The 24,513-nt window shown below is 60.8% G+C and carries 28 protein-coding genes and 1 tRNA gene; 12 read left to right on the top strand and 17 right to left on the bottom strand.

The annotated features are described in order from the left end of the window. Positions 1 to 166: 166 nt before the first annotated feature. On the top strand, positions 167 to 1,039 hold the full coding sequence (locus RA21_RS03555) for a PilZ domain-containing protein (RefSeq protein ID WP_039146223.1): 873 nt from the start codon (positions 167 to 169) through the stop codon (positions 1,037 to 1,039). Between the two features lie 330 nt (positions 1,040 to 1,369). Beyond that, positions 1,370 to 2,281, top strand: a complete 912-nt coding sequence (locus RA21_RS03560) for a PilZ domain-containing protein (protein ID WP_039146225.1) — start codon at positions 1,370 to 1,372, stop codon at positions 2,279 to 2,281. Positions 2,282 to 2,405: 124 nt separating this feature from the next. Here the strand turns inward: RA21_RS03560 and RA21_RS03565 are convergent, their stop codons facing one another. The 5 genes from RA21_RS03565 to fabD form a co-directional block, all read right to left on the bottom strand. Further along, positions 2,406 to 3,149 carry a 1-(5-phosphoribosyl)-5-[(5-phosphoribosylamino)methylideneamino]imidazole-4-carboxamide isomerase gene (locus tag RA21_RS03565; protein ID WP_039146228.1) on the bottom strand — a complete coding sequence of 248 codons (744 nt, stop codon included), beginning with the start codon at positions 3,147 to 3,149 and terminating at the stop codon, positions 2,406 to 2,408. 254 nt (positions 3,150 to 3,403) lie between these two features. Continuing rightward, positions 3,404 to 3,637: an acyl carrier protein gene (locus tag RA21_RS03570; RefSeq protein WP_005982462.1), complete on the bottom strand. Its 234-nt coding sequence runs from the start codon at positions 3,635 to 3,637 to the stop codon at positions 3,404 to 3,406. 417 nt (positions 3,638 to 4,054) lie between these two features. After that, on the bottom strand, positions 4,055 to 4,792 hold the full coding sequence (fabG, locus tag RA21_RS03575; protein WP_039146230.1) for a 3-oxoacyl-ACP reductase FabG: 738 nt from the start codon (positions 4,790 to 4,792) through the stop codon (positions 4,055 to 4,057). A gap of 21 nt (positions 4,793 to 4,813) precedes the next feature. Further along, on the bottom strand, positions 4,814 to 5,407 hold the full coding sequence (locus RA21_RS03580; protein WP_052257578.1) for a COG3904 family protein: 594 nt from the start codon (positions 5,405 to 5,407) through the stop codon (positions 4,814 to 4,816). A gap of 3 nt (positions 5,408 to 5,410) precedes the next feature. Then, entirely contained in the window at positions 5,411 to 6,343 is a 933-nt protein-coding gene (fabD, locus tag RA21_RS03585; protein ID WP_039146233.1) for an ACP S-malonyltransferase, read from the bottom strand. Between the two features lie 176 nt (positions 6,344 to 6,519). On the opposite strand from fabD, the gene RA21_RS03590 reads away from it, so the two are divergent. Then, positions 6,520 to 7,767: a cytochrome b/b6 domain-containing protein gene (locus tag RA21_RS03590; protein WP_039146235.1), complete on the top strand. Its 1,248-nt coding sequence runs from the start codon at positions 6,520 to 6,522 to the stop codon at positions 7,765 to 7,767. Between the two features lie 129 nt (positions 7,768 to 7,896). Here the strand turns inward: RA21_RS03590 and RA21_RS03595 are convergent, their stop codons facing one another. The 4 genes from RA21_RS03595 to RA21_RS03610 form a co-directional block, all read right to left on the bottom strand. After that, the gene (locus RA21_RS03595; protein ID WP_039146237.1) at positions 7,897 to 8,391 is read right to left on the bottom strand and encodes a GNAT family N-acetyltransferase; all 495 of its coding nucleotides are present in this window, start codon (positions 8,389 to 8,391) and stop codon (positions 7,897 to 7,899) included. A gap of 116 nt (positions 8,392 to 8,507) precedes the next feature. Further along, positions 8,508 to 8,837: a hypothetical protein gene (locus RA21_RS03600; protein ID WP_039146240.1), complete on the bottom strand. Its 330-nt coding sequence runs from the start codon at positions 8,835 to 8,837 to the stop codon at positions 8,508 to 8,510. 173 nt (positions 8,838 to 9,010) lie between these two features. Next, a complete protein-coding gene (locus RA21_RS03605; protein ID WP_039146241.1) occupies positions 9,011 to 9,589 on the bottom strand; it encodes a YceI family protein in 579 nt (192 codons plus the stop codon). Between the two features lie 156 nt (positions 9,590 to 9,745). After that, positions 9,746 to 10,279: a hypothetical protein gene (locus RA21_RS03610; RefSeq protein ID WP_039146244.1), complete on the bottom strand. Its 534-nt coding sequence runs from the start codon at positions 10,277 to 10,279 to the stop codon at positions 9,746 to 9,748. 331 nt (positions 10,280 to 10,610) lie between these two features. Between RA21_RS03610 and rpsF the strand changes: the two genes are divergently transcribed. The 6 genes from rpsF to RA21_RS03640 all read left to right on the top strand — a co-directional run bounded on the left by rpsF (position 10,611) and on the right by RA21_RS03640 (position 13,777). Continuing rightward, positions 10,611 to 10,964, top strand: a complete 354-nt coding sequence (gene rpsF, locus RA21_RS03615) for a 30S ribosomal protein S6 (protein WP_019295532.1) — start codon at positions 10,611 to 10,613, stop codon at positions 10,962 to 10,964. 28 nt (positions 10,965 to 10,992) lie between these two features. Beyond that, entirely contained in the window at positions 10,993 to 11,220 is a 228-nt protein-coding gene (gene rpsR / locus RA21_RS03620; RefSeq protein WP_005608650.1) for a 30S ribosomal protein S18, read from the top strand. Positions 11,221 to 11,232: 12 nt separating this feature from the next. Beyond that, positions 11,233 to 11,841 (top strand): 50S ribosomal protein L9, encoded by a 609-nt coding sequence (gene rplI, locus RA21_RS03625; RefSeq protein ID WP_019295531.1) that lies wholly within the window; start codon positions 11,233 to 11,235, stop codon positions 11,839 to 11,841. Positions 11,842 to 12,020: 179 nt separating this feature from the next. Further along, on the top strand, positions 12,021 to 12,212 hold the full coding sequence (locus RA21_RS03630; RefSeq protein WP_019295530.1) for a hypothetical protein: 192 nt from the start codon (positions 12,021 to 12,023) through the stop codon (positions 12,210 to 12,212). A 420-nt stretch (positions 12,213 to 12,632) separates the two neighbouring features. Then, entirely contained in the window at positions 12,633 to 13,118 is a 486-nt protein-coding gene (locus RA21_RS03635; protein WP_039146247.1) for a lytic transglycosylase domain-containing protein, read from the top strand. Positions 13,119 to 13,339: 221 nt separating this feature from the next. Then, on the top strand, positions 13,340 to 13,777 hold the full coding sequence (locus tag RA21_RS03640; protein ID WP_052257589.1) for a hypothetical protein: 438 nt from the start codon (positions 13,340 to 13,342) through the stop codon (positions 13,775 to 13,777). A 96-nt stretch (positions 13,778 to 13,873) separates the two neighbouring features. On the opposite strand, the gene tig is transcribed toward RA21_RS03640, so the two are convergent. From tig to RA21_RS03660, 4 genes are all read right to left on the bottom strand, one after another. Beyond that, on the bottom strand, positions 13,874 to 15,205 hold the full coding sequence (gene tig, locus RA21_RS03645; RefSeq protein ID WP_039146250.1) for a trigger factor: 1,332 nt from the start codon (positions 15,203 to 15,205) through the stop codon (positions 13,874 to 13,876). A gap of 196 nt (positions 15,206 to 15,401) precedes the next feature. Beyond that, positions 15,402 to 16,520, bottom strand: a complete 1,119-nt coding sequence (locus RA21_RS03650) for a hypothetical protein (RefSeq protein ID WP_039146252.1) — start codon at positions 16,518 to 16,520, stop codon at positions 15,402 to 15,404. 353 nt (positions 16,521 to 16,873) lie between these two features. Then, on the bottom strand, positions 16,874 to 17,992 hold the full coding sequence (locus RA21_RS03655) for a porin (RefSeq protein WP_241480894.1): 1,119 nt from the start codon (positions 17,990 to 17,992) through the stop codon (positions 16,874 to 16,876). Positions 17,993 to 19,126: 1,134 nt separating this feature from the next. After that, positions 19,127 to 19,375 (bottom strand): hypothetical protein, encoded by a 249-nt coding sequence (locus RA21_RS03660; protein ID WP_039146255.1) that lies wholly within the window; start codon positions 19,373 to 19,375, stop codon positions 19,127 to 19,129. Between the two features lie 257 nt (positions 19,376 to 19,632). Here RA21_RS03660 and RA21_RS22525 point away from each other — a divergent pair, with 257 nt between their 5' ends. Both RA21_RS22525 and RA21_RS03670 read left to right on the top strand, forming a co-directional pair. Continuing rightward, entirely contained in the window at positions 19,633 to 20,670 is a 1,038-nt protein-coding gene (locus RA21_RS22525) for a hypothetical protein (protein ID WP_152610467.1), read from the top strand. Between the two features lie 11 nt (positions 20,671 to 20,681). Beyond that, entirely contained in the window at positions 20,682 to 21,230 is a 549-nt protein-coding gene (locus tag RA21_RS03670) for a hypothetical protein (protein ID WP_039146259.1), read from the top strand. A 489-nt stretch (positions 21,231 to 21,719) separates the two neighbouring features. Here the strand turns inward: RA21_RS03670 and RA21_RS03675 are convergent, their stop codons facing one another. Beyond that, positions 21,720 to 21,986 carry a hypothetical protein gene (locus RA21_RS03675; protein WP_152610468.1) on the bottom strand — a complete coding sequence of 89 codons (267 nt, stop codon included), beginning with the start codon at positions 21,984 to 21,986 and terminating at the stop codon, positions 21,720 to 21,722. A 549-nt stretch (positions 21,987 to 22,535) separates the two neighbouring features. On the opposite strand from RA21_RS03675, the gene RA21_RS03680 reads away from it, so the two are divergent. Further along, positions 22,536 to 22,608, top strand: a tRNA-Leu gene (locus tag RA21_RS03680). Between the two features lie 7 nt (positions 22,609 to 22,615). Here RA21_RS03680 and RA21_RS03685 read toward each other — a convergent pair. The 3 genes from RA21_RS03685 to RA21_RS22530 form a co-directional block, all read right to left on the bottom strand. After that, positions 22,616 to 22,966, bottom strand: a complete 351-nt coding sequence (locus tag RA21_RS03685; protein ID WP_152610469.1) for a hypothetical protein — start codon at positions 22,964 to 22,966, stop codon at positions 22,616 to 22,618. Positions 22,967 to 23,119: 153 nt separating this feature from the next. Beyond that, positions 23,120 to 23,608, bottom strand: coding sequence for a hypothetical protein (locus tag RA21_RS03690; protein ID WP_152610470.1), 489 nt, complete (start codon positions 23,606 to 23,608; stop codon positions 23,120 to 23,122). 173 nt (positions 23,609 to 23,781) lie between these two features. Next, a complete protein-coding gene (locus RA21_RS22530) occupies positions 23,782 to 24,381 on the bottom strand; it encodes a hypothetical protein (RefSeq protein WP_206540035.1) in 600 nt (199 codons plus the stop codon). Between the last annotated feature and the right edge of the window lie 132 nt (positions 24,382 to 24,513).

The raw sequence follows: 24,513 nt of genomic DNA on the forward strand, positions 1-24,513 counted from the left end.
TTTTTCCCTTGCCGGCAGCAAGACCCCGGATTGAGACGGCATCCCCGTTGCAGCATCTGGCGGGAGGGAAACAGGAACTTTCCGGGCTGCAATCCGGCCTTGTTAACCTCAAATTTGCAACTTTGCGCCAAAATCTCCTGCGGAGATACGTGAGGACTACCCCGCCATGCGCCAATGGCTTCCGACTGCTGCGGTTCTGCTGACCCTGTCCCTGCTTCCCCTGCGGGTGGAGGCGGCCTGTCCTGTGCATCAGGATCTCTCTGGGCTGAACCGGGCTTCGGCGGGCTTCCTGTCCTACCTCGAGACCGGCGAAGGCGCCTATTACGTGCAGCAATTGAACAGCTGGATCGGTACGAATCCGCCTGCCCCGCTGAAGCAGCGGATGCGGGCCGTCGGCATTCAGCAGGTCGAAGCCGGCACGCTGAAGCTGATGCAGCAATCCACTGTGCTGCTGCAGATCCTCTCCAGCCAGGGCCGCCAGGCTGCGCTGGAAACCGCCCGCCACATGGGGGTTTTCGCGTTGCAGTCGGACTATGGCATCCGGGTTGAGGCACTGCCGTGCGATCAGATCAAGGAAGACGGTTTCGGCAGCAAGCTGGTGGCGATCAACGCCAATGACGCCCGCCAGCGCCAGCAGATCATCAATGCCGCGATTGCCTGGGTGTCCTTCCTGGTGCTGGGCGGCAGCGTTTTGTACTTTCTCGACCGGATCGGCATCCGCAAGATCCGCCGCACCAAACGCTACCCCTGTGCCGTGCCTTGCGTGCTGCAGGCCGGCGGGCGCACGGTGCGGGGCCACCTGGTCGACCTCAGCCGGGCCGGCGCCAAGGTGCACCCGGACACGCAGGTCGATGCCTCAGGCCGGGTGAAGCTGAACTTTGGCGGCTATACGGTGGACGCCCAGGTGCGCTGGAAGACCGCGGATTATGTCGGTGTGCAATTCATCAAGGAATTCAACTTCATGCAGCTGCACCGGCTGCTGGAGGAATTCCCGATGGAAGAAGGCGGCATGCGCGAGGAAGTGCGGCTGGGGCTGTAAACGCCCCCGGCCGCGGCCCTGCCTGAGATCCTGCCAGCGCAGCGGCCAATTCATCCAGAATCAGGTATCAGGCCAGCGGCCTGCCCCCGGCGCAGTGCCAGGCTGACGCATTGCATGCGGCGCGGCCTGTGCTTCGTTTGCGTCTCCTGCTGCTGATTTGCGGCATATCCTGTTTCCTCCCGATCCCCTTACCCTGTCACCCACGGGCGCTTTTACGGCGAATTAACTCCCGTAAACGGTTGCGTTAATAACTGCCAGCACCCTCCTTGGTAGAGTGATTGAACGGAAGACGCGCGAAACCACCTTTTTGATCTGCAAGGCGAGCCCCGCATGAAACATTGGCCACTGATCCTGGTTGCGCTTGCTGCGCCTGCAGCGCTCTGGTGCAGCGCAGGGCGGGCTGAGGCGTCCAGGCCCACCTGCGTTCTGCAATCCGATCTTGTGATTTTCCAGCATGAAGCGCGCCAGTTCCTGGAGTATCTGCGCACCGGGAACGGGCCGCGCGCGGCCCGGCAGCTGGAGCATTGGCTGGAGGATCATCCGGATGTCACACTGCGGATGCAAATGCGGCGGGCCGGCATGGACGCGTATGAGCCGCTGGCGATGCGGCTGATCACCCAGCAGAAAGGGCTGCTTCAGGTGTATAACCGTCATGGGCAAGCCAAGGCGGAAGTCAGCGCGCAGCGGCTTGGCACATCGGCGCTGCTGGAGGAGTTTGCCGCCCGGATCATCCCGCTGCCCTGCGACTATGCGCCGGAGAAGGAAAGTTCCGCGGACACAGCGGCCGGGATGGGGCGGATCAGGGGCATTTCACAGGAGACGGCCATTGCCGGATCGCTGTCCGCGCTGGTGCTGGGCGGCGGCGGCATGTTTCTGGCAGAGCGGATCGCCCGGCGCCACCGGCGCAGACGCCGCCGCTACCCCTGCTCGCTGCCCTGTTCCTTGAAAACCCCGGCGCAGATGCTGCGCGCCAAACTGGTCGACATCAGCCGCATGGGCGCCAAGATCCGGATCTGGCAGCTGCCCGGCACCCCGCTGCCACCGCCAAAGAAAGACGTCATTGCCGTCTTTCCCGGTGTTGGTGAAATCCGGGCCCAGGTGACCTGGCAGAGTGCTGATTATGTTGGGGTGAAATTCCTGAAGCCGATGACGGCAGAAGAACTGCGCAGCCTTCTCAACTGGTCGAAACAGGCCGAGACCGCGACGGAACTGGCATCGAAAGCCGCGGTCAAACCGGCCTGAGACCAGCCCGGGGCTCGCGGCTGGCATCCGTGCAGCACCTTTGGCCGCAGCCAAGCCGGTTACGGCCATAACGAAGGGGCGCCCGCTGGCAGGCGCCCCTGGTCTTGCGTGCCGGATGCCGGCCTTACTGGAATTCGGCGACCGGTTCCGGTTCCGGGCGGGCCACGGCCAGCGCATCCTCCAGCGCGATGGTCTTGCTGAACAGGGCCCGGCCGATCTGGGCACCGGCGATGTTGTGGATGTATTTCAACCGCGAGATATCATCGGCATTGCGCACCACGCCGCTGGCGATCACCGGCAGTTTCACCAGCGAGGCCAGATGCGAGATCAGCCCCATCTGCGCCTCGGTATCGGCAACATCAGCGTCGATATCGGTGATGAGGATGCCTGCAAAGGGCGCGCCCGCAAAAGCCTCAAGATAGGCCTCCGGGGTGAAGGCGCCAGACTTGCGCCAGCCATCGGTCATCACCTGGCCCTGCCAGATGTCCACCGCCAGAACGATCTGGTCGGGGTGATGTTCGGCCAGTTCGCGCACCATATGCGGATCGCGCGCCGCCAGGGTGCCGATCACGACACGCCCCGCGCCCTTGTCGATCCAGTACTCGACCTGCTCGCGCGAGCGCATGCCGCCGCCCAGCTGCACCGGGATACCGGCAGCGCGGATGATGTCGGTGACCAGTTCCTCGTTGCTGTTGTCGCCTTCCAGCGCGTTGAAATCGGTGAGGTGCATCCATTCCGCCCCGGCTGCAGCGAAGCCCTTGGCGGTTTCCACCGGGTCCACGTGCCAGATCTGCGGCTCGTCCAGGCGGCCTTTTTCGAGCGTCACGCAACGGCCATTCTGAATTTGCATCGTGGGGTAGATGATCATAGTGCCAGTCTCCTCATGTCATGCCTCATGGGTTCAGAGTAACACGGATTGAGGCCGGCGATACGCCGTATCCTGACCATTTATGGAACAATTGCGGCGTCGGTTTCCGGGCGCGCTGGTAGCGCAAACAAACGCCACAGGCACAAGGGGCCAGAATGCCGCAGCAGCAGATTCGGCGCAGGCAGGCGGGCAAAAGAAAACGGCGCCCTCCGTGCAGGAGAGCGCCGTGAAATCCGGTCATCCGGAAGCGTGGCTTAGGACGCTTCGGAGATGAACTTGACCGCGTCGCCGAAGGTCTGGATGGTTTCGGCTGCGTCGTCCGGGATCTCGATGCCGAACTCTTCTTCAAACGCCATCACCAGTTCCACGGTGTCCAGGCTGTCTGCGCCCAGATCGTCGATGAAGGAGGCGTTTTCGGTGACCTTGTCTTCTTCAACACCCAGGTGCTCAACAACGATCTTTTTAACGCGATCTGCGACGTCGCTCATGTCTCTTCCTCGTTTTACAGGGCACTCTGCCCGGTTCTGCCCTGCCCTAGCCGGGCGGCGTGGTTTTGCCCGGAGCGGGCGGTGTGATCCCCGCGGGACGGGGACAGTGCGGCGTTTCCGTTAGGAAATACCAGCGGATATGGGCCGCCTATAGCATAGACCGCAGCCAAGGCAAACGGTTTCGCGCGGTCATCAAGCGGCAGCGCGGTTTGCCTGTGGCCGCTATGAAGCGTGCAGATGGCCTTGTAATCAAGTGGTTGCAAGACCTGCACTGCATCTTTTTTGCTTTTTCACCGGATTTCAATCATTTGGCGCCTCCGGCCAACCCCGGTTGCGGCTCTTGTTCCGGGCTGCAGAGACGGAAAAACCCCGCAGACAGGCTGCGGGGTTCAATAATGATGCGGCGCGGCGGGGCGCTCAGATCATCGCCATGCCGCCGTTCACATGCAGGGTGGTGCCGGTGACATAGCCTGCTTCCTGGCTGGCCAGATACAGCACGGCAGAGGCGATTTCCTTCGAATCTCCCATCCGGCCGGCCGGGATCTGGGTGAGGATCGCGTCTTTCTGGTTGTCGTTCAGCTTGTCGGTCATCGCGGTGGCGATGAAGCCCGGTGCCACGGCGTTGACGGTGATGCCGCGGTTGGCGACCTCATAGGCCAGCGACTTGGACATGCCGACCATGCCGGCCTTGGAGGCGGCATAGTTGCCCTGGCCCGGGTTGCCGGTGGCACCCACCACGGAGGAGATGTTGATGATGCGGCCCCAGCGCGCCTTCATCATGCCGCGCAGCACGCCGCGGCAGAGCCGCATGGTGGAGGTGAGGTTCACGTCCAGAACGCTCTGCCACTCTTCGTCCTTCATGCGCATGAAGAGGTTGTCGCGGGTGATGCCTGCGTTGTTCACCAGGATGTCGACCGAGCCCATTGCCTCCGCCGCCTGTTTCGGCAGTGCCTCAACCGAGTCTGCGTCCGACAGGTTGCAGGTCAGCACATGGGCGCGCTCGCCCAGCTCAGCCGCCAGCGCCTTGAGCGGCTCCTCGCGGGTGCCGGACAGCGCCACGGTGGCGCCAGCGGCGTGCAGGGCGCGGGCGATGTCGCCGCCGATGCCGCCGGACGCGCCGGTCACCAGCGCATTTTTTCCTGTAAGATCAAACATGTTTCTTGCCCTCTTGGCTTCTTAGTCCCGCAGGACCGGTTGTGTCAGGAGACCGAAGCGCTCTATCTCGGCCTCGGTCATTTCGTGCATTGAGCTGGCGGGGGCCGCGCGGACGGTGAACCAGTAGAAATCGGCGCTGCCCAGCATCCGGGTTGTATAGGCCACATAGGGCGCATGTTCCGGATGCCAGCGCGGGTATTCGTCAGCTGTCCTGTCGCCTTCCCAGGCGTGGACACCCAGGACGGCGCCAGCCTCCATCGTGCGTTCGGTGCCGGCCAGGAACAGCTCCACCGCACCGGAATAGATCCGGCTGCTGGCGGTGACATGGGTGCCGAGGCCCAGATCGCGGACCATGTGGCCGATTTTCAGATTGGTCTCGTCATCGTCAGAGCCGGGCATGTCCAGCAGCACCAGCCGCTGCGCATCCGGGTTCTTGGCCATGAAGGCGCGGAACTTGCGCAGCGACTTGCCGTTGACGGTGCCGTTGACCAGAATGTCCTGCCCCTGCAGCTTGAAACTGGCCGCCTGCGCGTGGCTGAGCATCAGCCCGCCCGCCACTGCCACGGCTGCGGCAAGGGCAAGGCTGGATGCCAGAAACGCGAGGCGGCGCTGCATGGATCAGGCCCCGGCGGCGGCCGCGGCGTCCTCGGGCGTGCCGACCTGGCGGCAGGCGAGATTGCGGTCGATCTTGCGGATCATGCCCGACAGCGCCTTGCCTGCGCCGATTTCCCAGAACTCGGTCACGCCCTTGGCGGCCATCGCCTGCACGCTTTCACGCCAGCGCACGGAGCCGGTGACCTGCTCCACCAGCAATGCGCGGATTTCGTCCGGGCTGGTGACAGCATCGGCGCGGACGTTGGCAATGAGCGGCACCGCGGGGGATTTGATATCAACACCCGCCAGCGCCTCCGCCATGGCGTCGGCGGCGGGCTGCATCAGGGCGCAGTGGAAGGGGGCGGACACCGGCAGCATCACTGCGCGTTTGGCGCCTTTCTCCTTGGCGATTTCGGCAGCGCGTTCCACCGCGGCCTTGGCGCCGGAGACCACCACCTGGGTCGGGTCATTGTCATTGGCGGCCTGGCAGACCTCGCCCTGCGCGGCTTCCTCAGCCACCGCGCGCACGGCATCCAGATCGAGGCCCAGGATCGCGGCCATGGCGCCCTCGCCCACCGGCACCGCGCTTTGCATTGCGAGGCCGCGGGTGCGCAGCAGGCGGGCGGTGTCGGCAACCGAAATGGCACCGGCGGCGGCCAGCGCGGAGTATTCGCCCAAGGAGTGGCCGGCCACAAAGGCGGCCCTTTCGATGGTGACGCCTTCGGCCTCCAGCGCGCGCATCGCGGCCATGGAGGTGGCCATCAGGGCGGGCTGGGCGTTCTGGGTCAGGGTCAGGGTTTCGATGTCGCCCTCCCAGATCAGCTGGCTCAGGCTTTCGCCGAGTGCGCTGTCCACCTCGTCAAAGATGGCCTTGGCGGCGGGATAGGCCTCAGCGAGCGCCTTGCCCATGCCGATGGTCTGGGCGCCCTGCCCGGGGAACACAAATGCGATCGTCATTGATGACCTCGTCTGTTTTAGCGTTTTGCCTGATGTACCCGCCCTTTCCCTAACGTACAAGCAAAGGTGCAGATTGCGCACGAAACCTGTGCATGGACGGACAGCCCCGTGCGTTGCATCCCAGGTGTGCGTGGTTAGGTTAAGGTCAACCGGACCCAGACCAGGAAATGCGCTTTATGTCCCGCTCCAATACATTTTCGTCTTACGGCTCTGTCGCCAAGGGCTTTCACTGGCTTACGGCCCTCCTGATCTTCTCTGCCTTTCCGCTGGGCTATGTCGCCAATGAACTGGCGCATGAGATCCAGAGCCCCGGGTTTGACGGCAGCCAGGCGGTGATCGAGCGGGCAACGCTGCTGTTCTCCCTGCACAAGACCATCGGCGTGGCGGTGTTCTTCACTGCGCTGCTGCGCATCCTGTGGGCGCTGAGCCAGCCGAAACCCGGCCTGCTGCACCCGGACCGCAAGGCAGAGGCGCTGGCGGCGGAGGTGGTGCATTGGCTTCTGTACGGCTCGCTGGTGGCGGTGCCGCTGTCTGGCTGGATCCACCATGCGGCGACCACCGGCTTTGCGCCGATCTGGTGGCCGTTCGGGCAAAGCCTGCCGTTTGTGCCGAAATCCGACCATGTGGCGGGGCTCTTTGGCGGGCTGCACTGGCTGCTGGTGTGGACGCTGGCGGCGGCGCTGGGGCTGCATATTGCCGGCGCGCTGAAGCACCATGTGATCGACCGCGACGCCACCCTGCGGCGGATGCTGCCGGGCAGCGGCACCCTGCCCAGGCCGCCTGCGCAGGCGCACAGCCTGGCACCGATGCTGGTTGCAGTGGTGGTCTGGGGCGGCGTCCTGGGCGGCGGTGCGGCGCTGGGCATTCTGGGCGGCCATGACCACGATCATGGCACAGAAGGCACCGTTGCCCCGGTGGTTGCCGCAGCGCCCGAGGGCGCGGGCGGCTGGGCGGTGCAATCCGGCACGCTGGGCATCGCCGTCACTCAGATGGGCAGCGTCATCAATGGCAGTTTTGGTGAGTGGACCGCGGTGATCAATTTCGAGGAGCCGGCCGCCCCCGGCCCGGCGGGCGATGTGGAGGTGACCATTGCGATCCCCTCGCTGGAGCTGGGCTCCGTCGCAAGCCAGGCGATGGGCGCGGATTACTTCGACAGCGCCAATTTCCCCACCGCGCAGTTCACTGCGGAGATCGAGAAGCTGGCAGAGGGCTATCAGGCAGTAGGCACCCTGACCATCAAGGGGGAAACCGTGCCGGCCACCCTGCCCTTTGATCTGGTGCTTGAGGGGGATACGGCCAAGATGAGTGGCGGGCTGACGCTGAACCGGCTGGATTTCGGGGTTGGCAAGAGCCTGCCCGATGAAAGCTCGCTGGCGTTTGCCGTGGATGTCGCGGTGGAACTGGACGCCAAGCGCGCCGAATAACCGGCAGCACAGGGCCGCTCTCCCGCGCCTGGCGGGTGCGCCGGCAAGGCCGGCACCCCCCGGCAGCCTTGGGCCTGGCGCCGCGCTGACGCGCGGCGCTGAACACCCAGCGGCCCGTTTGCCGGGTTTTCAGAACACTTTCTCGAGGATCACAACATCAATACCGGGCAAGGCTGAATCCCGCCCGGAAAACACACTGCGCCCGGTTTCGGCGAAGCCCCATTTTCCGTAGAAGGGAACCGCATTCAAAGTTGCCTCGATGCGCACATGGCCGGTGCCCGCGGTCAGAGCATCATCCAGCGCAAGCTGCATCAGACCGGCACCGGCCCCAAGGCCAGTGTACCCTGCGGCAACGAACAATCGCTTGATCTCTCCCGGAACACCATGGGCAAATGCCACTGGTTTCCGGTCCGCCTCCGCGATCCAGATTTCACCACTGGAACAATCCACGCAGTAATCCTCGGGCACCCGGCCTGCCATCCAGCTGTCCACCACCTCCTGCGGATAAGGATCGGGCGCAAGACGGCTGACTGAGGCGCTCACAATATCAAAGACCGCCTGCGCGTCGCCGCGTTGCGACCGCCGGTAGCTGAGCCTGCCTGCTTGTGTCCTGCTTTCTGCCATTGCCTGTTCCTGTCAGCCGGTTTGTTTGTTGACAGATCAGGTTCTGTCACATGCCGGCTGCGGCAGGCAACACCAAATGGGCGAAACCGCCCGCCAGAAAACAACCAAACATGTGCCTAGTGCCGGTGGTAGTAATAGCCGCCGTGGCGTGAGCGGTGCCGGTGGCCGCCGTGGCGGCGGAAGTGGTGCCGGTTGCGGGTGGCGTGGTGCCGGCGGGCGCCGTGGTAGCCGTGGTATTGCCGGGGCTGGTGATAATAGACGCGGCCGCGGTGGCGGTCCCGGTCGTTGTCCAGGCTCTTGACGATGATGCCAAGCGCAATCAGCCCGGCGATGGCACGGGCGGCGTCACTGCCGGAATCATGGGCTGCGGCGGGAGCCGTAAAGGCCAGGTTGGCAGCAAGGGCCAAAGCCGCGCAGGCTGAAGTGATAAAGCCGAAGCGGAACATGGTGCCTCCTTTCCGAAGTGGCCGGAGAGGCCGCCCACAGTCTGCGCCTGATGCGGTGCAAAGGCCAGTGAACTTGGGTCACGGTTTGGGGAGGTCTTCGCAGTGCGGCGCAAAGGAAAACCGCCGGACCCAAGGGAACCGGCGGCTGTAATTTCAAAGATGCGGCGGCAGGATCAGCCGTCGGCCTTCATCGCCTCGACGGAGATCTTGATGTTGACCTCATCGCTGACGAAGGGCGCGAACTGGCCCAGGTTGTAGTCGGAGCGCAGGATCTGGGTGGTGGCGTCAAAGCCGGCCCAGGGCTTCTTGGCCATCGGGTGTTCGCCGGCCTGGTTCAGCTTGGCGTCCAGCACCACGGATTTGGTCACGCCGTTGAGGTTCAGGTCGCCCGTGATCTTGGCGGTGTTTTCGCCGGTCACTTCGATGCCGGTGGAGGTGAAGCTGATGGTTTCATCCTCGGTGGCGTCAAAGAAGTCCTTGGTCATGAAATGGTCAAAGCGCGCCTGCCAGCCGGTGAACATGCTGCTGAGCGGCATCGAAACCGACACGCTGGAAGCGGCCGGGTCTTCCTGGTCGAACATGATCTCGCCTTCGAAGCCGGAGAACAGGCCGTAGGTGGTCGAGTAGCCGAGGTGGTTGTAATCGAACAGAATCTGGCTGTGGCCGGCGTCCAGCACGTATTTCTCCGGTGCGGCGGCAGCGCCGGTTGCAGCGGCAGCGGCCAGGGCGGCGGCAAACAGGGTCTTTTTCATCTCAAAGGCTCCGAATTGAAGAATTTCTATGGCAACACATGTGGTTGTTTCCCCCCCGAAAGGAAGACTGCAAAATCCAACATTATCTGTGAGCGCGCGAACACAAAACCCGGCTGCAGGCAGCCGGGCGGCATCTCGCGCAAATGTGAAAGCGGATCAGGTCAGGATCCGCACCGCACCGCTGAGCTGGTCGCGCAGCTGGCTGCGCACCGCGGCGGAGGCCAGCGGCAGTTCGATCATCAGGCTGCCGTCGCCCTCGAACAGCTGGACGGAGCTGGCAGTGAGCCGTGCGCCGCCCAGGGTGTCATAGCTGCGCCGCAGGACGGTGCGCGGACGGCCCTGGGCGTCGCGCTTGAGCACCCGCAGTTCGCGGCGCACCGGATCAAAGCAGGCCTCCGGCCGGCCTTCAGGCTCATGCGCGGTCATCAGGACCAGCCCGGCCAGCAGGAAAGCAACGGAGAGGCCGAAGCGGATCAGGTTCATTTCCGCATCCGCGCCAGCCCCCTGCACCAGCCACAGGCCGGTTGAGCTGAGGATCATCGCCGCGCCCAGAAGCTTCAGCGCAACCACCCGCACTTTCCAGTTTGCTTCGAACCGCAGGCGCAGCGGCGATGCGCTGGCAATTGCGCCAAGCGCCCGGGCGCCGGACATTGCGGAAATCTGCGGCGGGGTGTGGTCTGTCACTGCCATTTGACTGCCCTTTCTGCTGCGGTCCTGTTTCTGCTGCCCTGCTGCGGGTCCCGCGTCTGGGATTCCGGCGCCGCGGCTTCTCTCCGCGTTAAGGCTTCGTTAACGAGTGAAGACTGGCATTGGGGCAGCAATGGGGCGGGCTTGCGGTTTTGCCGCGGCGGGGTGTTGCAGCCAGCGCAAAACGCCCTTTGGACTTGCTCTTTTGGCGCCAGCCTGTATAGGAGGCCCTGCTTCCGCGACATCTTCGATCCGCGCAGCCTCTCGTGACCGGGCAGCGGAAGTGTGACATGCCCCGTCTATGAAATGCGCCTAGACACAAACAGGAGTTCGCATGCCACTCTATGAGCATGTCATGATTGCGCGTCAGGACCTGTCCAACTCGCAAGCTGAAGGCCTCATCGAACATTTCGGTGCTGTTCTGTCCGACAACGGCGGCAAGCTGGTCGAGCAGGAGTACTGGGGCGTCAAGACCATGGCCTACAAGATCAACAAGAACCGCAAGGGCCACTATGCCTTCCTGAAGACCGACGCCCCGTCGGCCGCCGTTCAGGAAATGGAGCGCCTGATGCGTCTGCATGATGACGTGATGCGCGTCCTGACCATCAAGGTCGACGAGCACGCCGAGGGCCCTTCGGTCCAGATGCAGAAGCGCGACGAACGCGGCGATCGCCGTGAGCGCCGCTGATCAACGCTTGAGAAAAGGACGCTAAATCATGGCAGCCAAACCGTTTTTCCGCCGCCGCAAGGTTTGCCCGTTCTCGGGTGAAAATGCGCCGAAGATCGACTACAAAGACACCCGTCTGCTGCAGCGCTACATCTCTGAGCGCGGCAAGATCGTGCCTTCGCGCATCACCGCCGTTTCGGCAAAGAAGCAGCGTGAGCTGGCCCGTGCTATCAAGCGCGCCCGCTTCCTCGCCCTGCTGCCCTACGCCGTGAAGTAAGGAGATAAGCAGATGCAAGTTATCCTTCTTGAGCGCGTTGCAAAGCTGGGCCAGATGGGCGACGTCGTTGACGTGAAGCCCGGGTTCGCCCGCAACTTCCTGCTGCCGCAGGGCAAGGCGAAGACCGCTTCCGAAGCCAACATCGCCTCTTTTGAAGCCCAGAAAGCGCAGCTGGAAGCGCGCAACCTGGAGACCAAGAAAGAAGCCGAGGCTCTGGCAGAGAAGCTGGACGGCCAGCAGTTCATCGTGATTCGCTCCGCTTCGGACGCGGGCGCGCTGTACGGCTCCGTCACCCCGCGCGACGCGGCTGATGCTGCAACCGAAGCTGGTTTCTCGGTCGACAAGAAACAGGTCGCCCTGATCGCTCCGATCAAGGACCTCGGCCTGCACTCGGTCTCCGTGAAACTGCACCCGGAAGTCGAAGCAACCATCGAACTGAACGTCGCACGTTCGGCAGAAGAAGCCGAACTGCAGGCATCGGGCAAATCGATCCAGGAGCTGGCCGCCGAAGAGGAAGCCGCTGCAGAGTTCGAGATTTCCGAGCTGTTCGACGACATCGGCTCTGCTGCGTCCGACGACGACGAAGCACCGGCCGAAGCCGCTGGCGAAGAAACCAACTGATCCCATCCGGGACAGTGAGACACGGGAAAGGCCGCCCTTGGGGCGGCCTTTTTCTTTGGCTCAGCGGAGTTTGCAAAGACACGCCAAATTGCACGGAAATCCCCTGCCCCCGAATAACCATCTGTTTGCCGGATTCATCCAGAATAGTCGGCACGTGGAGTGAAAAAGGGGGATGCGCCATGCAGGACGCATTGGAAAGTGAGGAGCTGGCGCTGCGGCGGCGGCTGTTGTTCCGGCTGCTGCGCGGCCAGCGGTTCGACCGGCCGGACTTTAAGACAGAAGCGATTTCGGAGCTGGTGCCCAAAGGGCTTATCGGCCCTGGGGACAGCCTGTTCAAGGCGCCGTCAGACGCGATGCAGAAACCTGTCTGAAGGCGTCCCAAGCGGCCTTTGGCTGAGGTATGCAAACCGGTCTGCGCAGGGCGGTCAGGGGCTGCACAGAAGCGTTGGCAGGGATTGTAGGGACCGCGAAATTTTGGGAAACAGCCGCGGTCCCTTTCTGCCCGAAGTGGTCAGCTGCCCCACAGGCGTGAGGGGCAAACTGCCCTGAGGGTTGTTTCTGCCTCAATGCGCAACCCCAATATGTAGTGGGCGGCCATATTTAACAAATGTCTAATGATTAAAGTTTGACCGACTTCCCGGACACCGGAACGCACGCCGGATTTCAGGCGGTTTCCCCCCGCGGCAATGGCGGTTCCCCGCCACTGGAAGCCCCTGCTGGCACGGGCAGGATTGCAGCCCGCGCCGGGGCGGGTAATCTGCCCATCGTGAGAAACCGCTTTCGGAGGCCGCATGAAGCGCCCGACCCCTTTGATCTTGTTTATTGCTGCCGCGGTGCTGTCCGCCTGCGCCAGCACTGCCCCCCCGCCGGAGGTGTCCAGAGCCGCCCCGCCGCTCTACCCCAATGAGACCCCGGAACTGCGCCAGAAGATCAACTACTGGGCAGACCATTACGAGGTTCCGCGCAGCCTGGTGCACCGGCTGGCGGTCCGCGAAAGCACCCACAGGCCCAAGGCGGTGAACCGCCCTTATTACGGGCTGCTGCAGATCCTTCCCGCGACGGCGCGGTCGATGGGGTTCAAGGGAGAACCCAAGGAACTGCTGGATGCCGATACCAACCTGCAATTTTCGGTGAAATACCTGCGCGGCGCCTGGCTGCTGGCTGATGGCAGCCAGGACATGGCGGTGAAGCACTACTCGCGCGGGTATTACTACGAGGCCAAGCGCCGCGGCATGCTGGTGGAAACCGGCCTGCGTCCGGCGCCTTCTGACGGCTGAAGCCTGCCCGTCAGCAGCGCTCCGCAGGGGCGCTGCCTGGCCCAACGGGCCGCGGCGCTGTCCGCAGGACGGCGCCAAGGACGGGCGGGAGCATTTGTTTTCCTGACCAGCACCGCCTGACCGCAAGGCCAAACGCTTCGGCCCGCAGCGAAGCGTCCTTTCCCGCAGAGCCGCCTGCCTGGGGTATCCAGTCCCAATCATCACTGGAGTCCCTTATGAAAATGCCCGAGTTGAAGACCGGCAGATTTATCCCCGAAGACGGTTTGCGGATCACCGTCCAGGTTCCCGAAACCCACGTGCAGAGGATCGTTGATGCGGTTCTTGCCGTCTCCACCCTGAAATACGGCGACTATGACCGCGTGACCTTTCAGACAGCGGCGGGCACACAGAGCTTCCGCTCGCTGGGGAGCGGGCGGAACGCGGCGACGGAGGCTGCCGTTGAGGTGCCTTGCGTGGAACTGTCCTTCTTTCTGGGCCGGGGGGACGCCGGGGCGGCGCAGGTTCTGGAAAGCGTCTATGCGTCCCACCCTTACGAGGAGCCGGTGATCTATGCGGCCCCCTGCCTGCGGACCCTCCATATCCGCGGCATGGATGAAGACAATCCCAACAGGTTCTGGAACAGCGCCCCCGAGGACTGGGTGCCGGACGCGCACCGATAGAAACCGGATCACCGGACGCCCGGCGCCGTCTTATCCTATCCAACGAAAAAGGCCGCCCGATGGGCGGCCTTTCCGTAAGTCGATGCGGAAGGAGGATTATTCCTCTTCCAGCTCCTCAACAGCCTTTTGCAGGTCGTCTTTGGAGATCTCTTTCTCGGTGACTTTGGCCTGGCCGACGATGTGGTCGACAACCTTGTCCTCGAAGATCGGCGCGCGCAGCTGCTGCTGCATCTGGGCGTTCTGCTGGATGAACTCGAAGAACTGGCGTTCCTGGCCGGGGTACTGGCGGGCTTGCGCCATGATTGCCTGGGTCATCTCGGCGTCGGTCACTTCGACCTCGGCTTTCTGGCCCAGCTCGGCCAGCAGCAGGCCCAGACGGACGCGGCGCTCAGCCAGTTTGGTGTGCTCTTCGGTGGTTTCGATTTCACCGTGGTCGTGGCCTTGCACTTCCGGGTTGTCCTCGTGCCACAGCTGGTGCGCGATCTGCTTGGCTTCGGCGTCGACCAGCGACGGCGGCAGGTCGAAGGAGACCAGGGTGTCCAGCTTGTCCAGCAGGCCGCGCTTCAGCACCGCGCGGGCGGCACCGGCGTATTCGGCTTCCAGGCGCTCGGTGATCTGGGCTTTCAGCGCGTCCAGATCGTCGGCGCCGAATTTCTTGGCCAGCTCGTCGTCGATCTCAGCCGCCTTCGGGGCTTTGACTTCCTTGACGGTGCAGGAGAACACGGCCTCTTTGCCGGCCAGGTGCTCTGCCCCGTATTCCTCGGGGAAGGACACGGTCACGTCTTTTTCTTCACCGGCTTTGGTGCCGACCAGCTGCTCTTCGAAGCCGGGGATGAAGGAGTTGGAGCCCAGGGTCAGAGGGTAGTCGTCGCCTGCGCCGCCTTCAAAGGCTTCGCCGTCGATGCGGCCGACGAAGTCGATTACGACCTGGTCGCCGTCTTCGGCTGCTGCGCCCTCTTCGCGGGCTTCGAATTCCTTGGCGGTTTCGGCCAGGTTGGCCAGCGCATCGGTGACGGCTTCGTCTTCAGCCTTCACAACCAGCTTTTCCAGCTCGACGCCGGAGAAGTCGACTTCGGGGATTTCCGGCAGTGCCTCGTAGGACATCTCGACGTTGACGTCGTCGCCTTCTTTCCAGTCTTCGTTGGTCATCTTGACGTCGGGCTGCAGCGCCGGACGGTCGCCGCTGTCCTCGAAATGCTTGTTCATGGCGCCGTCGACGGCTTCCTGCATCGCTTCGCCCATCAGGCGCTGGCCGAACTGCTTTTTCAGCAGTGCCATCGGCACCTTGCCTTTGCGGAAACCTTTCATTTCGATTTCCGGCTGGGCTTCGACCAGCTTTTCGTTGACCTTCTCGTCCAGCTCGGCGGCGGTGACGGTGATGGCGTAGCCGCGTTTCAGACCTTCGTTCAGCGTCTCGGTGACCTGCATCCTATTCCCCATAGAGATTCGGGGCCCCTGTGCGAGGTGCCCCCAGACAATTTGCGGTCTTCTATTTCCCCCGGCGCGGCGGCGCAAGGGGGATTGCCCCTTTCCTGCGCAATCGCGCGGATTTCCAGCCGCCCAAAACGAAAAACACGCCCCCAGAGGAGCGTGTTTGTGTTCCTGAAACCGAGAGAGTTGCGGTTCAGAACTTCCAGCGGGCACCAGCCAGGATGACGTTTGCGTCCTGGTAGGTGGTGGCGCTGTTGTCGGCATAGGAATAGTCGCGGTAGGCCAGGTAGGTTTCGACGTTATAGGCGTCGATTTTCTGGACCGCGGCGACACCCCAGGATTCAGCGCTGTCGCCGGTGCTGACCATGTCGGAGCCGTCATAATAGTCGACCGAGAAGGAGGTCGAGCCGGCTGCAATCAGATCTGCCGAATAACCCAGCTTGGCGTAAGCATAGGTGCCTGCGATGTCGCGCTCGCCTGCGGCGATGTTCAGCGACAGGCCGGTGGCCTTGTGCAGCACCGCAAAGGAGCCGGAGATGTCGCGGTAGTCCTGCTCGCCGGTTTCCTCGGTCCAGGAGGCGCCGATGCCGGTGTCGATGGCAAAGGCCGCAGCGTCGTCATTGGCCCAGCGGACTGCCACGTCATAGCTTTCGCGGTCGTTGGCGTCCTTCAGGATGTCGGTGCCCCAGGAGGTCGACAGGGTGAAACCCGCCAGCTCCGGCGAATCGTAGCGGACACGGCCCAGGCGGCTGCCGTCCAGGTCGGTGAAGGCATCGCCGATGTCCACGCCGCTGAGCGCGCCGGCGCCGGTGCGGAAGGCATAGCCGCCCGCGGAGTCGGCAACCGAGTTGGAGGCGCCAAGACCGGTGCCGGAGAAGTCAGCGCCAGTGATGCCGTCAGTTGCCATCGAGCCCTGACCCGCCGAGAAGCGGCCATAGCGCGCGGTGTCGAACTGGAAGTCGACGTGGCGGATGTTGGTGCGGTCCCAGCTCAGGTTGTCGCCGGTCGAGGTTTGGCTGACCCCGTCAGAGGAGCGGAAACCGAAGGCAGTTTCAAAATTGAACCGCAGGGTGTTCTCGCCGTAAGCCTGCTCCAGCCAGAAACCGATGCGGGAGTTGGAGGCGGCGTTGTCGGTCAGGCGGTTGAAGTCCTGTTCGCCATCATCAAACGACTGATAGGCGGGGTTGAACTGGCCGTACCAGCGGAAGCTGCCGCCGGTGTCGTTGGTGTAAGTGGGGCCTGCAAATGCCGGGGCCGCAACTGCGGCTGCGAGAGTGGCTGCGCCGGCGCGGGCTGCAAACTTGGTTTTCATGTCCTGTCTCCTGTTCCGCCGCTTACGGCCGCTGTCCGGCACAAGCCAGCGCAGGAGCCGAGGGAGCCTCTGGGCGCGTGGCATGAATTCCGGGTCAGATGACCGCTGCGGCAATTGTGAAAATCTGCCCGTGGCAAAAAATCACCTGCACCGTAGCGCCGCCACGGGACCGGAGATGTGAAGACGATTACGTTTACAGCCCGCCTCATGCAAAGCAGCTATGCCGCCCGTGCAACCCTGAGGCGGGAATCAGCCGGGCGGGCGGATCCGGAAACCTGCCCGGTCCAGCCCTCAGCAAAGAAACGCTCCGGCTGACCGGAGCGTTTCATTATGGTCCAGATATCTGCCGCTCGTCAGAAACGCCAGCGGGCGCCCAGCACCCAGGTCGTCAGATCCTGGTAAGTCGCGGCGGCATCCTCATACTCATATTCCTGGTAGGTCAGGTAGATGTCGGTGTTGATGCTGTCGACCTTTTGCACCGCACCAATGCCCCAGCCCTTGGTGCTGGAACCGGTGACGTTGAAATCATCGCCGTCGTAATAATGCACCCCAAGCCCGGTCTTGCCCCAGGGCAGCCAGCGGTCGGTCTCATAGCCGATCTTGGCATAGTAGTAACTGGGATCGCTGGAGCCCGCCGCATCGTTGTCCCGGCTGCCGCCCGCCACAGTAAAGCTGATGCCGCTGTCCAGCAGCACCGAGGCCGAGCCGATCACATCCGAGCGTTCCGCTCCGGCGTCATCACGCACCTGATAGGCCAGAGAGGCGGCAAAATTGGTGGAGCCGAATTCCTGGCCGTAGCGCAGGCCGATGTCATAATAATCGGCATCATCGCCGGACGACAGGATATTCTGCCCCCAGGCGATACCGGCGGTGAACCCGTTCAAATCCGGGGTGTCATAGCGGATCCGGCCGCGGCGGGAGCCATCCAGATTGTCAAAGGCAGAGGCCACGGCAGGCCCGCTCAGCGCGCCTGCGGTGTCGCGGAACAGGAAACCTGCATTTGCATCGGCTGTATAGGAATAAAGCGCGGTGCCGACGTAAGACAGGTCGGTTTCAGCCGCGCCATCGGCCACCATGCTGCCCTGCCCGGCGGAGAACCTGCCCCAGCTGCCTTCGAGCCAGAAGTCCACGTGGCGCAGGTCGGCGCGGGTCCAGCCGCTGTAGTTGGAGCCGAACTGGTTCACTTCGGTCGAGTTCGGAAAGCCCAGCCCGGTCTCGAACCGGAAGCCAAAGGTGTTGGCCCCGATCGGCTGCATCAACCGCAACCCGACGCGGGAGCGGGACAGGTCGTAGTCAAGCACGTTGGTCTCAGTCTGCTGGCCGTCATCAACCGAGATGATGGCCGGATTGAACTGTCCGTAGATTTCAACATAGCCGCCGGAATTGTTGTCATACCGCAGCTCGGCGTAGGCCGGAAACGCGATTGCGCAGACCCCTGCAGCTGCCGTGGAAATTTTCAGAAGACGTGTCATGGCCATCCCCCTTTTTAACAATGTACTGATAAACACTTGGGCCAGCCAAAGGCCGCTGGCCGGCCAGATAGAAGTATAGCACATCGCGGCTGGTTCCAGTGAAATTATTGACCGGAAAGGTTAAACCGGCCAGCAACCGCCACGGCCAGCATCCTGTCTGCCTCTGATGCGATTGAAAGCTGGTGCGGGTGAAGGGACTTGAACCCCCACGCCTTGCGGCGCCAGAACCTAAAACTAACGAACATCCAGTGATTTCAAGTTGCTTAGCCTGAAAGTTTTACAGGACATTGCCAGAACGAAACGCGAAAGCGTAAAACAGAACAAACCAAGTACGAATCCCGCCCCCTCAAATGCGCGCCAAAGACTACCCCCTTCCAACGGTTGAAATCTGCTGCAACCACTGCAGCCGATATGGGCGCTATAGGAAACAGCGATTTGTGGAGATCGTCGGCGCCGATACTGAGCTGCCCCAGGCGCTTGGGGTTATAGCGGCGGACTGTCCAGAGGATCGCGTTTCACCGGACAACATGCGCGGGAACTGTCGGCCGTTCTACGCTCAAAACTGGTGGAACGCCGGTAGGCGGGAGAGATAGCCTGCCTGGCCACCTTTACTGGAAATTTGCACCTTTAGCTTTACACTGCAGAGATCCCGGAAATCTGGGGTGGGTCAGAGCGGCCCGCTGTATCGCCGACAACGGTGCATATGCCCGGCGGGTCGCTCGCTCCTTTGTTGGACCTACTCGCAGGTACCAAAATTAGTCATGGCTGTCGGTTCCGGCCTATGAAAATGATATGTTAACCGAGCAGCAGAATTGGCAAAAACCGTCAGGAAAGCAGTTGATCCGTTCACTTCCTCGCTAAGGAATGTGATAGCCTCGTCACCCCCATTTTGAATGATTGTAACGGGGAAGGTTTGCCCTGGAGACGATATTGTTCCGTCATCCTCAGTGTAGGACACTTGGACAACAAGATCACGCGTACTGCATGCATTGGTTTCCAAGCATACTGTTGAGAATGTGCACTGAAACTGCTTCTCAGCTTGCGCGTCTGAGGGAAGCACAAAAACAAGAGAGGCAGCCCAAACACATGACCTCATACCCCTACTGGCCTGATTAATAGTCAAATGAAGCCTCCTTACTTGGACTCCCGGAATTCGTAGTCGATAGCCACATCCATCAAACTGAAGTTATGAAGTTTCGCTCCGCTGCGAATCCATCGCCGCGCTTGTTGCTGATCTTCCACCTCAACAGGTCCATAGTCTTGAGAGACATCGCCCTGGAAGGATCGAACAGTCATCCTGACCCAGTAGCTTCTCAGCCTGTCGCCCTCTGAGACAACTGCATAAGCGGTTGCGTCTGCGTCCTTCGAAAGCCTTTCATCCATGCTGCGCATTCCTTTCCCGGACTTATTTTGCACGCGCCTTGCTAGTAAGGCTTAAGATTTTCACGCCCAGCCCGGCGAAAATCAAACGGGTTGCAATTTCGGTTGAGTCTCTCGCATATAGCTCGCCATACACGCAACACGAGATTGGTTTTCTAATGGCGCCTACACTTAAGATTGACCTTAAAACCAGGATCCTCAGCGACAACATCAAGGTTCATCTAGTCCGCCCTGGAGCCCGATACGCTTTGCGGAACGCAGTGCTGAAACATGAGGCCTTGCCGGTAGACGCTCCTTTTCTGTCCCTTGAGGACGGAAAGAAGGTTCCGTCAGCGAAAAGCATAGCCCCTCAACTTGAGCGCGCTCGTGTAATGAGAATTTGGGGGCGACAAGCCAAGAGCTCTCGCAGCCCCAAACCATCCACTGATGTCGATTTCTACCGTGTTGATTTGATCGACCCCAAACGGGCATCCACTCGCACGAAAATTAGAAATGCAGCAAATCAAGTTCTTTGGTCGATTCCTGGAGGAACACTTGTTGTAGTTCCAAGCAACACCTTGGGCGGCAATGCCATTCTGGCGGAGATCCTGCCAAGGAAAGAGCCTCGTGTAGTGGTCGAGGGTGAGGGCCGCGCATCCGGCCTTGTTTATCCTGCGCGCAAGCTTCGCGGTTTGAAGCAAGTCCCAATGCGCTACCTCCCAGAGTCCGTTACTGATGCCGCCCGTACTGTGAAAGTCGTGGAAGAGATTTCGGGGCACGCAGAGGACCGGGTTTTGCGCCAATATTACGGCGACTATCAGAGAGCCAACGACCGTGTAACAGGCCTTCTTGCTGGTACTGATGACTTTGACGCTCGGGTCATTGGTCAGATGATAGAACTTCACATGGCGGTTGAACACGCCTTGATGACCGGCAACAGTCTCCGGCCAGGTGCAGCCCTGTTTGACAGGTCGGTCACTTCCAGCCCATACTTTCACGCGAGGGTTGATAGCCCGAATGGAAGAGCCCATCTAGAGTCAGCATCTGTGGCCACATTCGTTGTAAAGCTGCTAATGGTGGCCGCGGCGGCTGGTCTGCCGGGGCTGGCTTGCGCCGAGGCCATAGAAGCCGGCCACCTGATTGTCGAAAACAGCAAAGATGTTGGTGGAGTTGAGCTAGTTGAGGCGAGCAAAAAGGCGCTAGTGGATTTTGTGCGCACATCTGGGCATGATAATGCGGCAACATACATTGAAGCGCTGCAGGACGGACTGAATAGAAACGCCGCAAACGTGACGGGCGAAGCTGAGTTATCAGATTAGGATTGGCGACGATGTCGATTGAAATCTTGAAGAAACTCTGGAGAGTGGTAAAGGGGCATCCTATCACGGTGCTGCTGATTGCAGTGCGTTGGGTATTCGTGATCGGTGGTGTCCTCTACTATTTTGCCTACACTGCATACAAAGAGTCGTTCGACATTTCGACACAGCTAACCAACGACTTCATAGCTGTAGAAACAAAACAAAACCTGCTCGTAGAGCACTTGGTTATGTTGAGCGATGACTTGGTTACACCTGGCAAGCTGTTTGATCTAGGCGCTGAGCTGGATGAAACTCAGGATCTCGCGCGCTCGATGCTTGTATCTCTCGGCAAGGTAAGGGCTCCCACTAAACCGATAATCAAGGCTCGACAGGAGTATAAAATCGCGCTGGAAGACCTAATTGGTGTATCGAACAAGATTCGACGTGCAGGTGTTTCAGGGATGGCTCCAGAGTTGTACAACAGCATTCAGATTGCTGCCAACGAGGCTGGTGAGTTTCGAAGCGCTGTTGAGGACTTCCAAGGCGGGGCATTGCCGCAGGTTATTGGGTCCTTCTTCTAGAAAGATACTGGCCGCCACCAAGCCTTGACGTCAGATGTAGCATACAGGCGCAAAAGAGAGTTCGGTCAAAGAAGGTAATGCCCCGGTCTATCCGGGACTGCTCCTCGCTCCTTATTTGGACCGCCCAACTCACTGGGCTATAATATTTCGATCCCGATCAACCGGGGCGGGATAGAGCGGCCCGCTGCACCGTTCCCTTGGGTGCCGTTACCCTGCGGGTCGCTCACACTCACTTTGGACAACCTTCACTTGCACCCTAGATAATAAACTTCCCAAGTCTTCCGGGGGCGGGAGGACGCGGCCCGCGCGTAACCAGTGCTTGTGTAACCAGCTTAGCGGGCCGCTCCACTTCTTTTCTGGTTCTTTGACGGAGCGTTAACACATTCACAACGCCCCTCCCGTAAAAAGAGTGCAAGGGACGCTCCGTTCTCCCTTATCATCTAGGCGATGATCCCTGCGGGTGCTTGCCGCGAGCACCCGCAGGACTCCTTACTTGGACTTTATCTCTGCAGCCCGATTCCATGCCCAGTAAGAGCCATAGGCTAGAAATGCCATCCAGACATACCCCGCCCTATTCTGCTCCGTGATCGCCAAAGCAAAGCACCCGCCCGCAGCGATGAACATCAAGGCACACAAGCCAAAATAACCTCGCGCCTTCAAACGAGGGCTATTCGATGTCATGGCAAAACTCACTGAAATCACGGGCACCAAAATCAACAAAACCGAAAAAATCATTCCAAGATGCTGCTTGTCCATAAACGCTTTGCTCCTCTTCTGACCTATCACGAAGCGACAACGATTCCTTAACCAAACTACCGCATAAGGGTAGCGAGGGACATTCCGCTCCCCTTTATGTACTAGGCCAAAACCCAGGCGGGCGCCTACACCCAAGGGCGCCCGTCACTCTTTTACCCCAGTCCCGATGGGGCGGCGCCTGCAGTCAGATGTTGACCTGGTAACGAGTGCCGCGCACTGGCCTTGCTCCTTTGATGCAACTTTCACGATGCGTATACACAATTTTAACTCAGATACCGCATAGATAGAACAGAGAGCGCGAACAACACTCTCAAGCTCATTCTGCACAAGAAGATGGGCGCCTCGGTTGAGAGGCGCCCATTTTCGTGTCTCGTACCTGTTGCCGCACAGAGCGCCCTACCCCCGTCAACAAACCTGCCCGCGCTCCTTTACTGGACTGACCTGGCTGCTAACCGACCAACCAAGAAATTCCCACGGTACAACCAAAACGGCACTTGCCACCACAAGCCACCACCTTTATCAAGAGCCCGCTGTCCCTTAGGGGATATCAGTGGGTGGCGCAGTTGGTTAGCGCACTCGATTTAGGCTCGAGGGGTCGCGGGTTCGAGTCCCGCCCCACTCGGCACTCCTTATCTGGGCTGATCGCGGCAGGCGTAGTCGTCCGCATACTCATACAGAAGTTCCGCGGTCGCCTTGTTTCCAACTGCCTTTCGCAGAACAACAACAGCGGCGATGAGCAATCCAGTTCCTACTTCTGCAAGAGAGACACGCCCTTCGGCCTCGAGCCGTTTATAAAGATCGTGGGCTTCGCTGAACGCTTCCTGCTGTCCAGGTGTTGGGTCGTTGCTCTGCACGTCGAATAACTCCCTAGCTGGCTTCTTCTTTATCTGCATTTGGTAGTGGCCGATCTTGTCCGACGCCGTAACGGTTCCCAATTGCTGCACCAACAACGGAACACAGCACGACGGCAGGAATTCCAACACCCCCACCAAGAGCTACCACCCCTACTCCGCCAACTGCCAACCCAATAGGGATTCCGCTCGCACCGCCGATGGCGGTCCATTTTGTTTCCTTTGGCCGCCTGGCTGCCATCTGCCGCGCCTGCTTAATAACCTTCACTGAATTCCCTGCTCCTATCTGGATTTCAGTTTCCGGTGGACGCTCTGGTGCTTGGCATTCGCCATCAGGCCCACGCTCTCATAGAATTCCGTCATGTCGTCGCCCTTCTGATACAGCGCCGGGTCGTTGTCCTTGATCGAGTGGACGTAGACCACAAGGCCCGCCTCAAACAGCCCCTCGACCGTGCTGCGCGCGTGCTTTTCAGAGAACCCGACACACAGCGGATTTGTAAAGAAAACCTGATGCCCAACGTGCTGCAGAAGCTTCATCTTTTTCAGGAAGATGCCGCGCTCAACCAGCTTGCCCGGCCAATTGGTGGTACGCTTGACGTGGCGCACATCATCGACAAAAAGAGCTGACACATCGACGCCGCCCAGGATGCTTTCATCTACCCCCCAGGCGCGCGCCCTGGCGACTTGCTCCGACCTCGATGGCAACCACGGATGCACGGTCACAATCGCCCACTTTCTGGAAAATCCGCCCTCTTTCTTACCCTCGATCACGGCTGCGCCTTTTCTTACGTATTCACAGTAGGGTGGAGGAAAGACATGCGCGCGTCAATTGAGTTACCCGCCAGTGTCACAACCGGCGAATCAAACACAAGACTCCTCGAGAGATCGGAGGCCTAACCAAGAAGGGGAGTTGGCGGGACGTTGCTGCCGTTCACGAACTTGTTTTAGTCGCTGATCTCGACCCGAACCTTACCACCGTCCTTGGGCAGCACCTTCGCGAATTCTGAGTGCAGTATGTGAAGTTCCCATGCCGGAACTGCTTTTAGTGAGACCCCTTGGCCCGCTTCCTTAGAGCAAAATGGTGGATATGCATGAACCAAGTGTCCTTCGGGCATCGCTCCAAGGTCTTTTTGGAGTTGCAGCAACGGTTCCATTCCTAGAAAGCCCATTGGGTCGGCATTGGCGCTTCTGAGAAAACCCCAAAGTGATAAACCCATTTCATTAACTTCACCCGTTTCGGCCGAAAGGCGGAGAACTTCCTTGTCTCGCAAGAGAAATTGGTCGCCGACGCAATCTTCGGCGAAGGGTACCCAACTCCGGCCTACAACTGGATAGAGATCACTTATCGATGTCGGCCCTTTCCACGCCCGTCGCAAAGAATGCCATTCGGGGCCGGAACAAGCGCCACGAACATGAAGTCCGCCGCCAAACTGAATGAAACCATTCAACGATGTTAGAAGAGTGACTAGGCCATCAGGCGCTTGGGCCAATATTTCACCGTCATCCAACGGTGGCCCTTTATAGGTAATATCAATCAACTCCATCCTTCGACCGTAGCCACGGCGCGGCGCAATTCCAACTGTCAAAACACACGAGAGAAGGTAGGTTTGGGCTCAACACGACCTGGCAGACTCGCAGTCCAACTAACGCCCGCTCCAGAAACGACAAAAGCCCCG

It is taken from the genome of Leisingera sp. ANG-DT (assembly GCF_000813785.1).
Taxonomy (GTDB): domain Bacteria; phylum Pseudomonadota; class Alphaproteobacteria; order Rhodobacterales; family Rhodobacteraceae; genus Leisingera.